The organism is Methanofollis aquaemaris (assembly GCF_017357525.1).
GTDB classification, from domain to species: Archaea; Halobacteriota; Methanomicrobia; order Methanomicrobiales; family Methanofollaceae; genus Methanofollis; species Methanofollis aquaemaris.
In genome coordinates, this window is record NZ_CP036172.1 from 2,664,120 (window position 1) to 2,681,101 (window position 16,982).

Here is a 16,982-nt window from a genome sequence, read left to right on the forward strand (position 1 = left end):
GGGCGTGATTTCGCTTCATGCCCGATTCTACAGGGCCAATATTCGGCTATATTCATCGAGGCCCGGCATAGGCCGGAAAAAAAAGAGAATATTCAGGCGAACATCTCGCCGAACGTATTTTTGAGCGTCGAACGCATGAACCCGTTCGAGACCTTCTGCATCGCGCGGATAAAATCTTCCTGGGTGATCTCGGTCCGCTCGTCCCGGATCGCAAACATCCCGGCCTCCATGCAGATCGCGTGGAGATCGGCGCCGTTCCGCCCCTCGGCCTCCCGTGCGACTGCCGGGAGATCGACGTCTGCCCCCAGGTTCATGCCTTTCGTATGGATCTTCAGGATCGAGAGGCGCCCCTCCGGGTCGGGCAGAGGGATCTCGATGATCCGGTCGAACCGTCCCGGCCGCAACAGGGCCGGGTCGAGGATATCGATCCGGTTCGTCGCCCCGATGATCTTCACGTCGCCCCGCGCGTCGAACCCGTCCATCCCGGCCAGGAGCTGCATCAGCGTCCGCTGGACCTCGCGGTCGCCCGAGGTGATCGACTCGGTCCGGTGCGCGCCCACCGCATCGATCTCGTCGATGAAGATGATCGTCGGCGCCTTGTCCTTTGCGAGTTCGAAGAGCTCGCGGACCAGCCGCGCCCCCTCGCCGATGTACTTCTGCACCAGTTCGGAACCGACCACCCTGAGGAAGTAGGCGTTTGTCTCATGCGCCACCGCCCGCGCCAGCAGGGTCTTGCCCGTGCCCGGCGGCCCGTACAGGAGCACCCCCTTCGGCGGGGTGATCCCTACTTTCTCGAAGAGTTCGGGTCTGGTGAGCGGGAGTTCGACCGCCTCCTTCACCTCTCGGATCTCATGATCAAGCCCGCCGACATCCGAATAGACCGCGTCGGGCCGCTCCTCCAGTTCCATCCCATAGACCTGCGGGTCGTAGTTCTGCGGCAGCACCTCGATCAGGGCCAGAGACTGCTGGTTCAGGGTGCACCGGCTTCCGGCCTTGAGGTCCTTGGGCTCGATGAACTGCGAGACCCTGACCAGGAACCGGGGCCCTGCGCTGCTCCTGACGATGACCCGGTTGTTATCGATGATGTCGATGATCTCGCCGACGACAAGAGGTGGGCTCCTGAGCTGTTCGATCTCGCTCCGAAGTTTCCGCATCTCGCGCTCGTACCGGATCTTCTGCGTCTCGACATAGCGCTTTTCCGACTCCATCTGGCGCATCCGCTCCCTGAGCTCCAGGTTGCGGTTCTCGAGATTGGAGATCCGCTCAAGCAGGCACTTGCAGAGTTCTTCGTTATTCTGCAGATCGGTTGGATCACAGCCACTGTCCCCCATCAGCCCTCCTCGAATAGGTATATAGTATAAAATGACTTAAATGTGTTTGCGAGTAGTATGCAGTGTGAATTGTGTGGGGCTCCAATTCGCGGCGCCCCGAAAAAAGTACAGATCGAGGGTGCAGTGCTCCAGGTGTGCGAGAAATGCGCACGTCTGGGAGTGGAAGTGGCACCGCCCCGCCCGGTCGCGACAGGACGGAGAGCACAGGCGAGAACACAACCTCGGGCCGCGGCCAGACCGCCGCAGCGGGGTCGCGATGTTTTCGACATGATGGTCGGCGAGATCGTCGAAGACTTCGGGGACAGGATCAAGAAGGCCCGTCTCGATAAGAACTGGACCCAGAAAGACCTTGCAAACGAGATCAAGGAACGCGAGATCCTCATCAAGAAGATCGAAAAGGGCGACCTCATCCCTGAGGACAGTGTCAGGGTCAAGATCGAGAAGGCGCTCGGGATCAAACTCCTCGACGTCTCCGATGACGACATGGAACGCCGGGGGACCGGCAAGATCACCACGACCGTCGGCGACATCATCAAGATCAAGAGGGAATGAAATGACCGGACCCCTGATCATCGTAAATCTCAAGGCATATGCCGAAGGCACAGGGGAACAGGCAACTCGCATAGCCGCCGCGGCCCGGGAGGTCGCGGAAGAGAGCGGGGCCGTGATCGGCGTCGCTCCGGCGTATACGGACCTGGGCATCATCGCCCGGGACTATGATGTCCCGGTCTATGCCCAGCATATCGACGGCGTTGTTCCCGGTGCTCACACCGGGCACGTGACCGCCGAACAGGTCAGGGCCGCAGGGGCCTTCGGCACCCTTGTCAACCATTCGGAGCGGCGGCTGACCCTTGCAGAGATCGATGCCGCCCTCTCCGCCGCGAGGCGGTGCGGGCTCCAGGCAGTGATCTGCACCAACAATGTGGCGACGACCGCGGCCGCAGCGGCGCTCGCACCCGAATATGTTGCCATCGAACCGCCCGAACTGATCGGGACCGGAGTCTCGGTCTCGAAGGCCGACCCCGGGATCATCGAGCGGTCGGTCGCAGCGGTCCGTGCAGTCAACCCTGAGGTAAAAGTGCTCACCGGCGCCGGGATCAGCACCGGCGAGTGTGTGAAGATCGCCCTTGAACTCGGGACCGACGGTGTCCTCCTCGCCTCAGGCGTCGTGAAGGCCAGAGATCCCGCGGCGGCCCTGCGCGATTTGGTCTCCCTCCTCTAGGCGATGAGGGCGATCAGGTCGTGTTTTGTGATCACGCCCCTGACCTTCCCGCCGTCGAGGACGAGAACGGCATGCTGCTGCTGGAGGAGATGAACCACCGTCTCGATCCCGACATCCGGGGGAACGGTCGGGAAACTGGACTCCATAAAGTCCTTTACTTTTCTTGCGTGTGCTCGTGTCAGGCCGACCTGCTCGACGGTGTTGACGATCGCAGACTCTGAGATGCAGCCGATCGGAACGCCGTCCAGGATCACCGGGAGTTGAGAGACATCCTCGCGGCCCATGATCTCGACTGCGGTCGTGATCGAGTCCTCGGGGGTGACGGCGTGGACCGGAGCGTGCATCACCTGCGAGGCGGTGATCGCCGGGTGTTCGGCCACCTTCAGCACCTGGATGATCTTTTTGAGCGTACTCACTCTCGGGTCGACGGTCCCTGACTCGATCCTGGCCACCATTGACTGGGAAACGCCTGCCCTGCTGGCGACGTCGGCCTGCCTGAGGCCGAGCATGATCCGTTTTGCCCTGATCTCAGCGGGCGTTGGGATATACATGGTATTACTCATAGTGATTTCATGAGATAAAAATATACAGAAATTTGCCCGACGGGAGGCCGGGTGATTTTTCCCTCAAAAAGGCTTTGTAGAAATTATCTTGATGGTTCTCTTCGCCGGGGGGCTGGCCGCCCCCGGTCCCCCCGCATCATGATAAGGAGGTGGACTGCACCCCCCTCTCTGTGGTCATCTCTCCGCCTTCCCGACCCTATCGCAATCCCGGGGGTCCGGGGGCAGAGCCCCCGGCGTGAAGATGGGGGAAGGCGAGATGATCTCGCAGGCCGCCCTCAATTGCAGAAACTTCCCTGCCGTCTCGCGCCGGGGGCCGTGCCCCCGGATCCCCCACGGATGAAGATAGCCGAGGGGCGGCAGGTCAAGATATCTCTGACATTTGCCCTGTCACGAGGAGAAGGATCAAGGATCATCTCACACCCCGGAGACCTGCACTATGAAATTTTCATCACGTATGCTTGAACCCCACGTTCATACCTGATTCTACAGAATACTCAAAAAAAAGAGTGAAACCGTCATCAACTGGTTCTTCTCAGTGCGATGAAGGCACACGCGACAATGGCGAGGAGTGCCCCGAAACCGGGCAGCGATGTGGCGGGCACCTCGCTCTTTGCGTAGATCGTGGTCTTGAAGATGTCGGAACCGGTCAGGTGCCATTCGGCACTCTTCTCATTGACCGTGTTGGCATTGGAATCGACGATTTTCCCCGGCATCTCCAGGTAGTAGTGGAGGACACAATCACTGAGCAGGGCACCGGTGAGTTTGTCCGAGGTGTCCATCTCTTCTTCCCCGTCCTGGAATCTCAGGTCGTTGTAGATCAGGTACCCGTCCTCTTTTGTAATCGTCCAGTTCGATCCGTCCGGGGTGACGGGTTCGTTGCTCCGGATCTTGAGGGTCACGGAGTCATCATCCCAGACCTCTTCATAGGATATGCTTCCGGGCCCGGATTCGGCCTCGACATATTCCCTGACGTTTGCGTACCCGTTCTCTTTTGCACTCTCCTTGAGGAGATTATAGACAAATGAGGAGGTGGTGAGTTCGACGCGGTAGTCGCTGACTGTCCCATCAGTATTTGCCGTGGCATGGACATTCATCGTGAAGCACCCTGAGACCAGAACAAGTCCCAGCAGCGATAAACAGACGAGAGCAATGGTTTTCTTCTTTTCAAACGCCATATTATTACTCTATATTTTAAAAAATGGATCAATATTTAATAGTTATGAAATTGAATTCGGCATTGGGATCATTTTGGTGATGAAATGGTTGTTTATGTTGTGGTGTCCGAGTGAACAGATAAATCATGAATGAGAAGTCGAAGAGGGACCGGCACAATCCTCCGGTTCGTCCTCATCTCCTCTTCGGAAGAATGTCAGTGGCGCCGCCTCTTCCTGTACACCACAACAAGAGCAAGGACGAGCACGACGCCGGCCACGACCATCATAACAGGCTGGCCTTCCGGCTCATAGAAGGGGTTGTTCTCCGGGGGAAAACAGAACGACTCTCTCCGTGATCTTTCGATAAAAGTTGTCTCATCGCTCCCGACGACCTCGCCGTCCTCCCCGTACGCCACGATCAAGTAGGTGTGATTGCCTGGCGTGAGGAGAAGGGAGTTCTCTGAAGGCAGTTCTGCAATCCTGATCCCGTCGATGAAACCGGTGACCTCAGCCACCTCTTTGGGCCTCTTGATCGTATAGGCAAGAGAACGAATGCCGGCAAGCCATTTTTGCAGGCCAGAGGTCTCAATAACCTCCTGCGAGCGTTTGCCAGGGATGGCGATCCCTACGCTGTTGTTTGCCGCGACCGGGAGATCGAGATCTCCCCCTTCTGCGGTGAGGTGTATCCTCTGTCGGTTACCGGCGGGGTCATAGCCGACGACGTCCACCTCGTGGGTACCGTGAGGCAGGGAGACTGCACCCGATGGATAGGTACCCAGGTTCTGGTCGTTCACGATCACCTCGTAGGTGAGGTCTTCAGAAGAATCGTAGTAGATGGTCCCATTCTCCACCCGGGCCACACATTCGGGGGGCGTCAGGTCGCCGGTGCCCTCCACCCATGCGATGCCCCCGGCCACCGCCCCGGCACACTCTGCGGCGAGAGTGTAGTTGAGTCTCTCAGGGCGGTCGTCCGGCGTATCCCAGATCGTGACATGATCTCCGTTGTCGATCAACCTGATCACCGGGAGGTGATGTTCCTGAAACCTGAACTCGTCCCCCATCGCCACCCCGGCGGCGCGATCATAACTGATACTTCCACTCTCAGGAAGCCACTCATAGAGCCAGCGGTGCTGGGGGAGAGCGACGGCCCTGAGAGAATCGCCATATGCCACGCAGTCGAGGTTGATGGCGGCGATGATCTCGTCGTGGCAATCTTCGTGCGCGTCCAGCCACTTTTTGCTCCCGAACAACCCCACATCCTCACCAGAGAAGGCGATGAAACAGAGAGTCCGGTCCAGGTCCTCGTCCTGGAGGAGACGGGCGACCTCCAGCATTGAAGCGACGCCGGCGGCGTTGTCGTCGGCACCTGGGTACTCCTCGCCAGGGTGTTCGGGGGCGGCGGTATCGTAGTGAGCGCAGACGATCACGGTCCGGTTGCTCTTCCCTTCCTTCACCCCGATCACATTGGAGCCGATGAGCACCGGTTGTTCTTCAGAATCTTTTCCTACTTTAAGAGAGGTCTCGACCGGCACCTCGAAGGACTCGACCGTCACCGCAAGCCCGCGTTCGCACATTTTTTCACTGATATACTCGGTCGCTTCTTCCTCGCTCCCCGTGAACCGTGAAAGGTTGCAAAGGTCGCGGGTGACAGTCTCGATCTCGTCGGTGTCCGCGGTGAAGGCAGAGGACGCAGGGACGAGAAGAATGAATAGAGCAAAGACAAAATAGAGCCCCTTTGTGGGGATTAATGTTTTTTCACGAGATAAACCAAAAAAGAGGGGAAATTTTTGTTTCATCTAGGCATCTCCGATCACTCGTGAAATATAATGTCAATTACATCACTTGCTGATTCAGATCCCCCACTACAAGAAATCTCAAAGTTAAACACGTCATTAGCGCTATTTGGCCTGAACGTATACTCAAGCGTTCCTCTCCAACTCTCGTCACCGCCTGGCGTGTCTAAAATTTCTTTCGAGTCGAGTACTCTTCCGCCTGAATCTTTCAAGAAGAATCTGGCAGTCTGCAACCACTCATCACCAGTCTCAATATACTCACAGTTGACTTTGATTTTGTATGTAAGACCACGGACATATCTGGCATTGAATGATTTTGCATCTGCGACACAGGTCATACCACCAGTTTCGTCAACGATTAATTCTCCAGCATCGAGTATTTCCACAGACTTAACTCCAATAGAGTCAGTCTGTTCGCTCTCGGCACTCACTGCAGGAACCAGGAACATCCCGACAAGGAGAAGTCCTGCGAAAACAGCGAGCGCGCTTTTGCTTTTTCTCTCCATTTTTCTCACTTTTCTCCTCCCGAAGGCGCGGCACCGCAATGGCTATCAAGGATGATGACCTACAGCACCATAGCCTTCGGGCGATTTGTTGGGGCCGGGAAGTACTCGTGTTAAGTTCTCCGGCCCCGGCGGGACACCGGTTAAGGTGTCCACAACCCCAAATATATCTACGGAGATATATACCGATTGTGTGTCGATTCTATGCATCGTCGAAAAGATGAGAGCCTCTTTCTGGATGCAATGAACCTCCATAATTTTGTGACCGAACAACACCCATGTCGCGGGGGTGCCGTGAATCACTCATGATCGTGTATGATTCCAGTCGTGGTCATATCATATTCGGTGAACATCTTCCAGATTGAACGATATTTTCCAGGCAGGAGGGAGAGTCGAAGACCTGCGGGTCTTCTCAAGTTCGCTCATTTCGCACCTCGCGTCAGAATAGAACCAGGGACGGCACCACCATCTTCAGGATCTTTTCCTCTGCCTCTCCATCGCCATCCCCGGCGTCCCGGGGCTGCGAGCGATAACGAACTTGAGAAACACGGAGTGTTTCGAAGGTGCCCCGGGCGCGTTTGATGAGGAAAGGCCGGCGGCTCATGATCGCGGGGGAACGGGGAGGGCTCCTTCTGAGCCCTCTATGCAGAAGATCCGCTCAGAACAGTTATCATGCAGTATATCTGAGGCATGCCTTTCGCTCACAGACTGAAAACAGAAAATCAAGAAAACCGAACCAAGAATAATGGAGTCGGAGGAGTAAGCCCCCTTCTGTTCATTGCGGCATTCGACTTAGCGCCATACCCGGACAGGCCCAGGCGCCCATATGTCCTGTTCTGGCTTGCACCCGCAGGGATTCACCGTTTCAGCGTTTCCTGCCGTTACGTTCAACGGGTTAACTCACGCACCGGAGTGCGCTTCTCGCCCGAAGGCTCGGCCGCATCATCACTGGCGGCAGGGCGTGTCGTTTCTGTGTCATTGCCATGACTCTCGCCACCCGCACTTGCATGCGGCTGCGTGCCTGGTTGGTGGGGGGACTTTCCTCAGCAGCTCTCAAGCCACCGTCGGCCGCACTCTCCCTCTCCTCTTAATATATGGAACGCCCTGAATATATTGCTAATGTTTGCGCTGACCAGTGAAGAGGGCAGAACTGCGGTCCGGATCGCACGCGCCGCCCTCGAAAAAAATCTCAGGGGCGAAGCGTTTACCATGCCCGACCTTCCCCCGGCATTCTCAGAGAAGCGAGGGGTCTTTGTCACCCTCACCGCGGGAGGAAGCCTGCGCGGGTGCATCGGCCTCCCATACCCGGTGATGCCCCTCGCCGAAGGGATCGTGCATGCCGCCCTCTCGGCCGCCCTCGAAGACCCGCGTTTTCCCGCGGTCCGCACCGGGGAACTGGCCGGGATCAGGGTGGAGGTGACCGTGCTCTCGGTCCCTGAACCGCTCACCGGCCCGGCGGCCGAGCGGGCCGGGCACGTCGAGGTCGGCAGGCACGGACTGGTCGTCAGCGGACGGGGCCACAGCGGGCTCCTCCTTCCGCAGGTCGCAACCGAATATGAGTGGAACACAGAAGAGTTCCTGGACCACACCTGTCTCAAGGCCGGGCTCCCGCAGGGGTGCTGGCGACGGGACGAGTTCGAGGTCGCCGTCTTCGAAGGCCAGATCTTCACCGAGGAGGTAGAGTAAATGGGAATCAGTTTTGAGATCCTGCAAAAAGATATCGCCGCCAGGAACGGGCGGCTCAAGGTCGGCGATAAGACCATACGGACACCTGCCCTCCTCCCGGTCGTCAACCCGCACCTCCCGCTCGTCACCCCGCGGGAGATGCAGGAGATGGGCGTCGAGGCGATCATCACCAACGCCTACATCTTCTCCAAGAGCAGCGAGTACCGGGACCGGGCCCTCACCGAAGGCCTCCATAAAGTCCTCGACTTCGACGGCGTGATCATGACCGACTCGGGCTCCTTCCAGTTGATGGTCTACGGCGAGGTGGAGATCACCAACATCGAGACGATCACCTTCCAGCAGGAGATCGGGTCCGACATCATCGTACCCCTCGACATCCCGATCACCCCGGACACCCCGCGTGAACAGGTCGAGGAAGAACTTGCCGTCACCATCGACCGGATCAGGGAAGCCCGCGAGTTCCTCGGCCCCGACGCCCAACTCGCCGGGCCGGTCCAGGGGGCACTCTTCCCTGACCTGCGTGAGTACGCGGCCAGGAGCGTGCAGGAGATCGGCTTCGACTTCTGCCCCATAGGGGCAGTCGTCCCGCTGATGGAGAACTACCGGTACAAGGATCTGGTCGACGTCGTCCTGGCCGCCAAACGCGGCCTCTCGCCCTCGACCTGCGTCCACCTCTTCGGGGCCGGCCACCCGTCCATGCTCGCCCTGGGTGCGGCGATGGGCTGCGACATCTTCGACTCGGCCGCCTACGCCCTCTTTGCCAAGGACGGCCGGTACCTCACCACCTATGGGAGCCTGAAGATCGACGAACTCTCAGAACTCGCCTGCCCCTGCGAGGTCTGTCGGAACCACACCGCCGAGGAACTGAAGAAGAGCCCGGAGAGAGAACGGCTCCTCGCGCTCCATAACCTCTATGTCACCCTCGCCGAGATCGCCAGGATCAGGCAGGCGATCACCGACGGCACCCTCTGGGAACTCCTCGACCTGCGGTGCCGGAGCCACCCGCGTCTCCTGGAAGGCTACCGCGAGCTCCTCCGCCATGCCGAGGAACTCGAACGGCAGGACCGGGTCTCCAAGCGGCGGTTCTTCTACCAGGGCACAGAGAGTTGCCGGCGGACCGAGGTGGTCAGGTACCACGACATGATCGAGCGCTTCACGCTCGGGGAGCGGGTGCTCGTCACCATGACCGGCGAGAGCATGGAGGATTACGACGACGTCCTCTCCTTCAAGCCTCCCTTCGGGCCGTTCCCGACCGGTCTTGCCGAGACCTTCCCGATCGGCCAGTCCGAGATCCCGGCCTGGGACGAGGCGATGATGCGGGCCGGGTGCCAGGGAATTGCGCGGCTTGCCGAGACCCATCCTGAGAGCAGGGTGGTTGTCCTCGCACCGTCCGGATGGGCGGCCTTCGTGCGGCAGGCCCTCCCAGACCTGGAGGTGCTGGAATGAAGGCGTTCTTCGAGGTGAAGAACAGGGACGGGATGGCGCGGGCCGGGACGTTCACCGTCGGCGAGAAAGTCCACCAGACACCGACGGCCCTCGACCTCGAGGAGGTCTATCCCTCCCTTGCGGCGATGACCCACACCAACGTCCCCCTCACCGCGGACCAGGCGTTCGTGGACGAATACCTTGTCCAGCCAGAGGAGGAAGAGGTGCGGATCGTCCAGCCCCTCAGGGGGGAGGCCGCGGCGGGGGGCTGCGCCCTCGTCGCCAACTGGCAGACGCTCCTCGAACGTCCCAGGGACTATGTCGCCACCCTTGCGGCCCTCAGGGGGGCTGTGCCCCCCGACGCCGCCTGGTACGCTCCGGCGGCGGCCCTGCCCTCGAACGTCCCCTTCCTGGTCTACACCGGTTTTGACCTCTTTGACTTTGTCGGGGTCGACCTCATGACCGCGCGCGGGCTCTTCTGCACCCCGGAGGGTGAGATCCCGGTGGCCGAGGTGGAAGAGGGGACGTGCCGGTGTGCCGGGTGCGAGGCAGGAGACCTCGGGCTCCACAACCGTCTCGCCCTCCTCTCGGCCTGTGCGACCGCCAGGCAGTTCATCGGGAAGGAACAACTCCGCGAACTGGTGGAGATGCGGTGCAGACTGGACGCGAACCAGGTGACCGCCCTGCGGCTCATCGACCAGGAATACACGATGGCCGAGGCCGCCGCACCCGCGGCGCGCCCCTGCCGGCTGCTGGCCAATGCCGGCGAGTCGATGGAGCGGGCCGAGGTGAAACGGTTTGCGGCGCGGGTCGTGGAGCGCTATGTCCCGCCGAGAGACGACGTCGCCGTCCTCCTCCCGTGCTCCGCTAGGAAGCCGTACTCCACCTCGCAGAGCCACCAGAAGTTCGTGCGCACCATCGACGGCCGGGCCCATGAGGTGATCATCACCTCGCCGCTCGGCGTCGTGCCGCGAGAACTCGAAGGGGTCTACCCGGCCGGTCACTACGACGTCCCGGTCACCGGGTACTGGGACCGCGAGGAGTGCGGACTCCTCGCCGGGTTCCTCACCGACTATCTCAAGGCCCACCCGTACCAGCGGGTCATCGCCCACCTGGAGGGTGGGGCACTGGAGGTCGCGAGGACCGCCGCGGCGGCCTGCGGGATCGAACTCGAGGAGACCGTCGTCGCTGGCCGCCCGACCGCGCCTGCCTCGCTGGCGGCCCTCGACGAGGCGCTCGCCGGAGGATGGAAGAAGCGGAGCACCCCGGTCGCCGGGATGCTTGCCTGGCAGTTCGGCGAGCAGGTCGAGACGAAGGGGATGCAGGTGAAGGGCAAACCCTGGCGGCGTGCAGTCTTCAAGGGCAAGACCATCCTCTTCAACATCGACCCCGAGACCGGACTGTACAAACCGACTTTGAACGGCTGGGAGCATCTCCATGGCTACCGCGTCGAGATCGACGACTTCGTCCCGCGCGGCGACGTCCTCGCTCCGGGCGTGACCGGCGCCGACCCCAGGATCCGGGCAGGCGACGAGGTGCTGGTCGTCGGCCCCTCGGCGATGGCGACTGGTCGGGCGGCGATGGGCGCGGCCGAGATGGTCGGGGCACGCCGCGGCGTGGCGGTCAAGGTGCGTAAAGTAAAGTCCTTGAAAAGCGAATCGTAAAGGAACAGTGCACTGTGCAACTGGAGTGGTAGAGTTTGTATCAGGTTGAGGAGGCTACGCAGCTCTCAGAGAATGTGTACCAGATCTGGGTCAACGCGCCGCAGGTGGCGCGCCACGCCCGGGCCGGGCAGTTTCTGATTATCAGGGTCGACGAGACCGGCGAGCGGATCCCGCTTACCATCTCGGCGACGAAGGGCGATTCGGTCAGAGTCATCTATATGGCAGTCGGCAAGACCACCGAACTGCTTGCGACCAAAAAGAAAGGCGACGTCCTTGCCGACATCGTCGGCCCGCTCGGCACGCCGAGCGAGATCAAGAACTACGGCACCGTTGTCGTCATCGGCGGGGGCGTCGGGATCGCGAGCACCCCGATCATCGCCCGCGAGGCCAAAGAGGCCGGCAACCATGTCATCGGAATCATCGGGGCGAGGAACAAAGATCTTCTCATCCTTGAAGACGAGATGGAAGAGGTCTGCGACGAACTCTTCATCACGACCGACGACGGGAGCAAGGGCGTCCACGGGTTTGCGAGCACGGTCCTGGAAGACCTTCTCAAGGAGCGGACGATCGGTTGTGTCTGGATCGTCGGCCCGGCCATCATGATGAAGGTGACCTCGCGGGTGACCATACCGTACAAGGTCAAGACCTTCGTCTCTCTCAACCCGATCATGGTCGACGGGACCGGGATGTGCGGCTCGTGCCGGGTCACGGTCGGCGGCGAGACGAAGTTCGCCTGCGTCGACGGCCCTGAGTTCGACGCCCACCAGGTCGACTTCGACAGCCTGATGCAGAGGCAGCGGATGTACGTCGACGAGGAGAAGGAAGCGCGTGAGCACTTCCACCACCATGACCATCATGGCGGCTGCGGGTGCTGTGGGGGGAAGCACTGATGGCTGAAGAGATGAAGGACTTCAAAGAGGTCAACAAGGGGCTCTCCGAGGAGAACGCCGTCCTTGAGGCCCTCCGGTGCATGAACTGCGTCATCCCGCACTGCGTGAAAGGGTGCCCGGTCGGGATCGATATCCCGGCCTTCATCCAGAAGGTGGCAGAGAAGGACTTCGAGGGCGCGGCAGCGGTCATCAAGGCCGACAACATGCTCCCGGCGATCTGCGGCCGGGTCTGCCCGCAGGAGTCCCAGTGCGAGGGCGAGTGTATCCTCGCAAAGAAGGAGAAGCCGGTGGCCATCGGCGCCCTGGAGCGGTACGTCGCCGACCGGGAACGCGAGCACGGCACAAAGCTCCCGGCGGTCGCGGAACCGACCGGCAAGCGGGTCGCGGTCGTGGGTTCAGGCCCGGCCGGACTGACCGCCGCGGCCGAACTGGCCCGTTTCGGGCATAAGGTCACGGTCTTTGAGTCGCTCCACGAGGCCGGCGGCGTGCTCACCTACGGGATCCCTGAGTTCAGGCTCCCCAAGGCGATCGTGAAGGCCGAGATTGAGCAGGTGAAGGCCCTCGGCGTGGAGGTCAGGCTCAACCACCTCGTCGGGCGGAGCGTCCCGGTCGAGGAACTCCTCGGCTATGACGCTGTTTTCCTCGGGACCGGTGCGGGACTGCCGTACTTTATGGGGATGGAAGGCGAGAACCTCAATGGGGTCTACTCGGCCAACGAGTTCCTGACCCGCGTCAACCTGATGCATGCCAACTGCTTCCCTGAATTCGACACGCCCGTCAAGCGCGGCTGCAAGGTCGTCGTGGTCGGCGGCGGGAATGTAGCGATGGATGCCGCACGCGTGGCCAGGCGGCTCGGCGCGGCGGTGACGCTGGTTTACCGCCGGCGCGAGGAAGACCTCCCGGCCCGTGCGGTCGAGGTGAAGAATGCCCACGAGGAGGGCGTGGAGTTCCTCTGCTGCGCCAACCCGGTGCGGGTCGTCGGCGAGACGGCCGTGGAAGGCGTAGAGTGTGTCAGGATGGAGATGTGCGAGGTCGACGCGAGCGGACGGCCGAAGCCGACCTGCATCGAGGGGAGCGAGTTCACCCTCGAGGCCGACGTCTTCATCGAGGCCATCGGGCAGGGGCCAAACCCGCTCCTGGTCTCGATGATCCCCGGGCTTGAACGCGAGCGCCGGGGCAACCTGGTCGTGGACGAGGACGGGCGGACGACGGTGGCACGGGTCTATGCCGCCGGTGACGCCGCGACCGGCGCGGCCACCGTCATCTGGGCGATGGGCTCGGCGAAGAAGGCCGCGGCGGCAATTGATAAGGCACTGAAAGAGGAGTGAAGAGATGATCGAAGGGCGGTATCTTGAGGAGCGGAGGACTCTCCTCCGTCTCGCCGGCGTCGAGGACAGAGAGGTGCTGGACATCGGGGCCGGCCCTCTCACTCTCATCGCCGCCAGTGAATACGACTGTTTCGTCACCAGCATTGATATCGACACCGAACGGTTGAGGGAGACCGAGCGGCTTGCCGAGGAGGAGGGGGTCGCGAAGAAGATCAGCTTCGAGGAGGCCGACGCCGCTGACCTTCCATACGGGGACGAGGCCTTTGATATCGGGGTTTGCTTCGGCACTCTCCACCATCTGGAACCTGAGACGAGGCATGCTGTCCTCTCAGAACTGGCACGGGTCTCGTATGAGAGATTTATCGTCGCTGAGTTCAATGAGGTAGGCTTTTCCGAACTCCATGGCGAAGACGACCTCGCACCCGTCGACCTCGCCTGGCTGGAGGAAGAACTCCGGGCCTTCGGCTGTCCGGTCGTCCACCCGCTCGAGAAGATGACGATCTTCGTCGTGGAAAAGAAGGCCTGACTTTTTGGCTCTGTAGAATTCCTCAAGACGGTCATCTCTGCGGGGGGCTGGCCGCCCCCCGGTCCCCCCGCGCGAAGATAGGCAGGGGACGGCAATACTCTCTTCATCGTCATTGATAGTGCCTTCCCGGCCCTATCGCAATCCCGGGGGTCCGGGGGCAGAGCCCCCGGCGTGAGCATGGGGGAAGGCGGTTGAATCATACTCAAACCTAGAAAAAGTGAGGTTTTCTACAAGGCCTGACTTTTTAAACTTTTTTTGGCTGTGAGCATATCCCAAAAGTGTCCCGAACATGAATCTTCGTCCGTATCAAAACCCTTCATTCCAGAAATTCTGATCGCAGACCTTCCGCCGGGTGGCTGGTTGCCCCTCGTTCCCCCCGCAGAAGATAGGGAGGAGGACGGTAATCCCCTTTTCAGCATCATCACATGCGCCTTCCCGCCCCCATCGCAATCCCGGGGGTCCGGGGGCCGCGCCCCCGGCGTGAGGGTGGAGGAAGGCGTGGTGATCCGACGTGCCGCCCCCCTTGTAGACTCTTCACCGCAATCTCGCGCCGGGGGGCTTTGCCCCCCGGAACCCCCCACGGACAGAGGATAGCCGAGGGGCGGCGGATGAGTGGTGCCCTCCTCGCCCCCTGTTGCTAAGAGAGGGATCCAGGATCTCTCAACAGTTCGAAACCCTGCTCAGAACAATATTCAACCGCGTATGCTTGAGCCCCCGGTTCATGTTGAATTCTAAAGAGCCATTCTGGCAACCTTTTGCAGATCAAAAAGCCGTAGTATTCGTCTCAATCGCGCTGATTTCCGACAGAATTCCCTCGCCGTATGACGCTGTTCCCGAAGGGTCCTGACCCCTGATGTCTCTCCCTCTTGTACGGGTGGGTATGGGGCCGATATAGTCCATGGATCTTTCGATATTTGATAAACCGGTCATATTCTGTCATGGCTGCAAAAAATGACCGATATAACTCTGGATCGGCGGGGCAGATCCCGGAACAAAGAGATATTCGAGCAGATATGCCCCGCTTTCCTCTCTATGATCCGTCGGATCCGGAGGATGAATCCCCGAACGGATCTCGAAGGGTAATTCCTGGAGGGTTTTATCTGAAATACGGGCTTTGTAGAAATGCTCTGGATGGGTATCTTTGCGGGGGGCTGGCCGCCCCCCGGACCCCCCGCATCAGGATAGGAGCGAGGACGACAACCCCCTCTTCAGGCGCATCAATGGCGCCTTCCCGGCTCTATCTTCATCCCGGGGGTCCGGGGGCAGCGCCCCCGGTGCAAGAATGAGGGAAGGCGATGGATTCGGTCATAGGGGGGTTGAAGGGATGAAATGAGGATGGTTTCTACAGGGCCGAAATACGCCCAATTATTCCTTATTGTTGCCACAAATGATTTTGATATTTAAAATGAATATCCGCGATAAATATGAAACATATATATATTATTCAGGGTCATTGAATTTTGATGCTCCGTGACTCCCCCCTTATCGGAATAGAATCCTCTCAGGCCAATAGACTCCCGCAGATTCTCTGTCTGGCCGATACAAGGGGTATCATTCTGTTCCTGAACCAGAGGGGGCGAAACGTCTTCTGCCGTCCGGATGAGCGCACCACCGGGCGGTACCTCTCCGATCTCTTTGCCCCCTCTGAGAGGGAACGGTTTGTGGCTGAGTATGACGGGACCGTGAGCGGTGCGGGTTCATCGCCCTCGCTGTACACCGTACTCGACAGAGACGGCCGTCGGATCCAGGTGTTGCCGGTCTTTGCTCCTGCCAGAGAGGGCGTCTGGGTCAGCCTCGTTGAAATAAACGCATTCTCCATCCGTCCCCGCCCCGATGTGCGCGAGGATCTTTTTGCCTTCCTGGACGCCTTCCCCCAGACATTCTTCGAGTTCGACGAGAACGGCACCTTCACCTATGTGAACAGCCATGGTCTCCTCGAGTTCGGTTTTACCGATGAGGATCTCAAGAGGGGGCTGAACGCCTACGACCTGATTGCTCTCCCTGACAGGGAGTGGGCCTACCAGAATGTAGCCTGCCGGATGGGCGGCAAGGTTCCCGAGTGCCACGAGTACACCTTTCTCAGAAAGGACGGGAGCACCGTCCCGGTGATCGTCCACTCGGTCGCCGTGACCAGGGACGGGAAGGCGACCGGGACACGGGGGGTGGTGATCGATATCAGTGGGATCAGGGCCGCCCAGGAAGAACTGGAGCATATGAACGAGGCACTCACTACGGTCACCAGTCTCACCCGCCACGAACTGATGAACATCCTCACCGCCCTCTCGGGGTGGGTCGACCTGGCGGCCGGTGCCACAACTGAACCTGAAGTCGATAAATGCCTCGGGAAAGCTTCGGATGCGGCCGGGTTGCTCAGAAAACACCTTGAGTTCTCCCGCGAGATCCAGCAGGTAGGGACGGCGGCACCGACATGGCAGGGCCTCGATGCCGCCGTCGCCTCCGCACGGTCGTTTCTTGAGAACGGTGCGCAGAGCCTCACGATCCGGACGGAGACCAGAGGTGCCTGGATTCTTGCCGACACGCTCTTCGACCGCGTCTTCTATATCCTCCTCGAAAACTCGCTGCGGCATGGGAAGGGGGTGACCGAGGTGAAGTTCAGGGTGGAGGGATCTCTGGTGGTGTACGAGGATAACGGATGTGGGGTTCCCGACAGGGAGAAAAAAAGGATCTTCGACCTCGGGTATGGGAAGAACACCGGTTTTGGGCTCTACCTCGCGCGCCGGATCCTGACCGTCACCGGGATCAGGATCCGGGAGGAGGGAAAGCCCGGCACCGGGGCGAGGTTTGTCCTCTCCATCCCGCAGGACCAGATCAGGTTCTTCTAATTCTCGGCTCTGGAGAACTCCTCAGACTCTCAACCATCATCATCGTGAAGGGAC

Annotated in this window: 14 protein-coding genes and 1 other RNA gene; 9 read left to right on the top strand and 6 right to left on the bottom strand. The window is 60.3% G+C overall.

Translation table 11 applies throughout. The annotated features are described in order from the left end of the window. Positions 1-92: 92 nt before the first annotated feature. Positions 93-1,331 carry a proteasome-activating nucleotidase gene (locus tag RJ40_RS12640; RefSeq protein ID WP_265581219.1) on the bottom strand — a complete coding sequence of 413 codons (1,239 nt, stop codon included), beginning with the start codon at positions 1,329-1,331 and terminating at the stop codon, positions 93-95. A gap of 57 nt (positions 1,332-1,388) precedes the next feature. Here RJ40_RS12640 and RJ40_RS12645 point away from each other — a divergent pair, with 57 nt between their 5' ends. Both RJ40_RS12645 and tpiA read left to right on the top strand, forming a co-directional pair. Then, positions 1,389-1,883 (top strand): multiprotein bridging factor aMBF1, encoded by a 495-nt coding sequence (locus RJ40_RS12645; RefSeq protein ID WP_265581220.1) that lies wholly within the window; start codon positions 1,389-1,391, stop codon positions 1,881-1,883. A gap of 1 nt (position 1,884) precedes the next feature. Next, positions 1,885-2,553 (top strand): triose-phosphate isomerase, encoded by a 669-nt coding sequence (gene tpiA, locus RJ40_RS12650; RefSeq protein ID WP_265581221.1) that lies wholly within the window; start codon positions 1,885-1,887, stop codon positions 2,551-2,553. Here tpiA and RJ40_RS12655 read toward each other — a convergent pair. From RJ40_RS12655 to rnpB, 5 genes are all read right to left on the bottom strand, one after another. Next, positions 2,550-3,104 carry a CBS domain-containing protein gene (locus RJ40_RS12655; protein ID WP_265582581.1) on the bottom strand — a complete coding sequence of 185 codons (555 nt, stop codon included), beginning with the start codon at positions 3,102-3,104 and terminating at the stop codon, positions 2,550-2,552. The two genes, tpiA and RJ40_RS12655, sit on opposite strands and share 4 nt — an antisense overlap. 530 nt (positions 3,105-3,634) lie before the next feature. Further along, a complete protein-coding gene (locus RJ40_RS12660; RefSeq protein WP_265581223.1) occupies positions 3,635-4,291 on the bottom strand; it encodes a hypothetical protein in 657 nt (218 codons plus the stop codon). A gap of 194 nt (positions 4,292-4,485) precedes the next feature. Then, positions 4,486-6,066, bottom strand: a complete 1,581-nt coding sequence (locus tag RJ40_RS12665) for a M28 family metallopeptidase (RefSeq protein WP_265581224.1) — start codon at positions 6,064-6,066, stop codon at positions 4,486-4,488. Between the two features lie 14 nt (positions 6,067-6,080). Beyond that, positions 6,081-6,578 carry a hypothetical protein gene (locus tag RJ40_RS12670; protein WP_265581225.1) on the bottom strand — a complete coding sequence of 166 codons (498 nt, stop codon included), beginning with the start codon at positions 6,576-6,578 and terminating at the stop codon, positions 6,081-6,083. Between the two features lie 736 nt (positions 6,579-7,314). Then, an RNA gene (rnpB, locus tag RJ40_RS12675) (RNase P RNA component) lies at positions 7,315-7,650 on the bottom strand. Between the two features lie 35 nt (positions 7,651-7,685). Here rnpB and RJ40_RS12680 point away from each other — a divergent pair. The 7 genes from RJ40_RS12680 to RJ40_RS12710 all read left to right on the top strand — a co-directional run bounded on the left by RJ40_RS12680 (position 7,686) and on the right by RJ40_RS12710 (position 16,928). Then, positions 7,686-8,252 carry a TIGR00296 family protein gene (locus RJ40_RS12680; RefSeq protein WP_265581226.1) on the top strand — a complete coding sequence of 189 codons (567 nt, stop codon included), beginning with the start codon at positions 7,686-7,688 and terminating at the stop codon, positions 8,250-8,252. After that, positions 8,253-9,698 carry a tRNA guanosine(15) transglycosylase TgtA gene (gene tgtA / locus RJ40_RS12685; RefSeq protein WP_265581227.1) on the top strand — a complete coding sequence of 482 codons (1,446 nt, stop codon included), beginning with the start codon at positions 8,253-8,255 and terminating at the stop codon, positions 9,696-9,698. It abuts the gene before it with no gap. Continuing rightward, positions 9,695-11,341, top strand: coding sequence for an archaeosine synthase subunit alpha (gene arcS / locus RJ40_RS12690; protein WP_265581228.1), 1,647 nt, complete (start codon positions 9,695-9,697; stop codon positions 11,339-11,341). Before tgtA ends, arcS begins: the two co-directional genes overlap by 4 nt. Positions 11,342-11,376: 35 nt before the next feature. Next, entirely contained in the window at positions 11,377-12,231 is an 855-nt protein-coding gene (locus RJ40_RS12695; protein ID WP_265581229.1) for a sulfide/dihydroorotate dehydrogenase-like FAD/NAD-binding protein, read from the top strand. Further along, positions 12,231-13,559, top strand: coding sequence for an NADPH-dependent glutamate synthase (gene gltA / locus RJ40_RS12700; protein ID WP_265581230.1), 1,329 nt, complete (start codon positions 12,231-12,233; stop codon positions 13,557-13,559). The genes RJ40_RS12695 and gltA overlap by 1 nt, the downstream gene beginning before the upstream one ends. Positions 13,560-13,563: 4 nt before the next feature. Next, a complete protein-coding gene (locus tag RJ40_RS12705) occupies positions 13,564-14,085 on the top strand; it encodes a class I SAM-dependent methyltransferase (protein ID WP_265581231.1) in 522 nt (173 codons plus the stop codon). 1,463 nt (positions 14,086-15,548) lie between these two features. After that, entirely contained in the window at positions 15,549-16,928 is a 1,380-nt protein-coding gene (locus tag RJ40_RS12710; RefSeq protein WP_265581232.1) for a PAS domain S-box protein, read from the top strand. Positions 16,929-16,982: the final 54 nt, after the last annotated feature.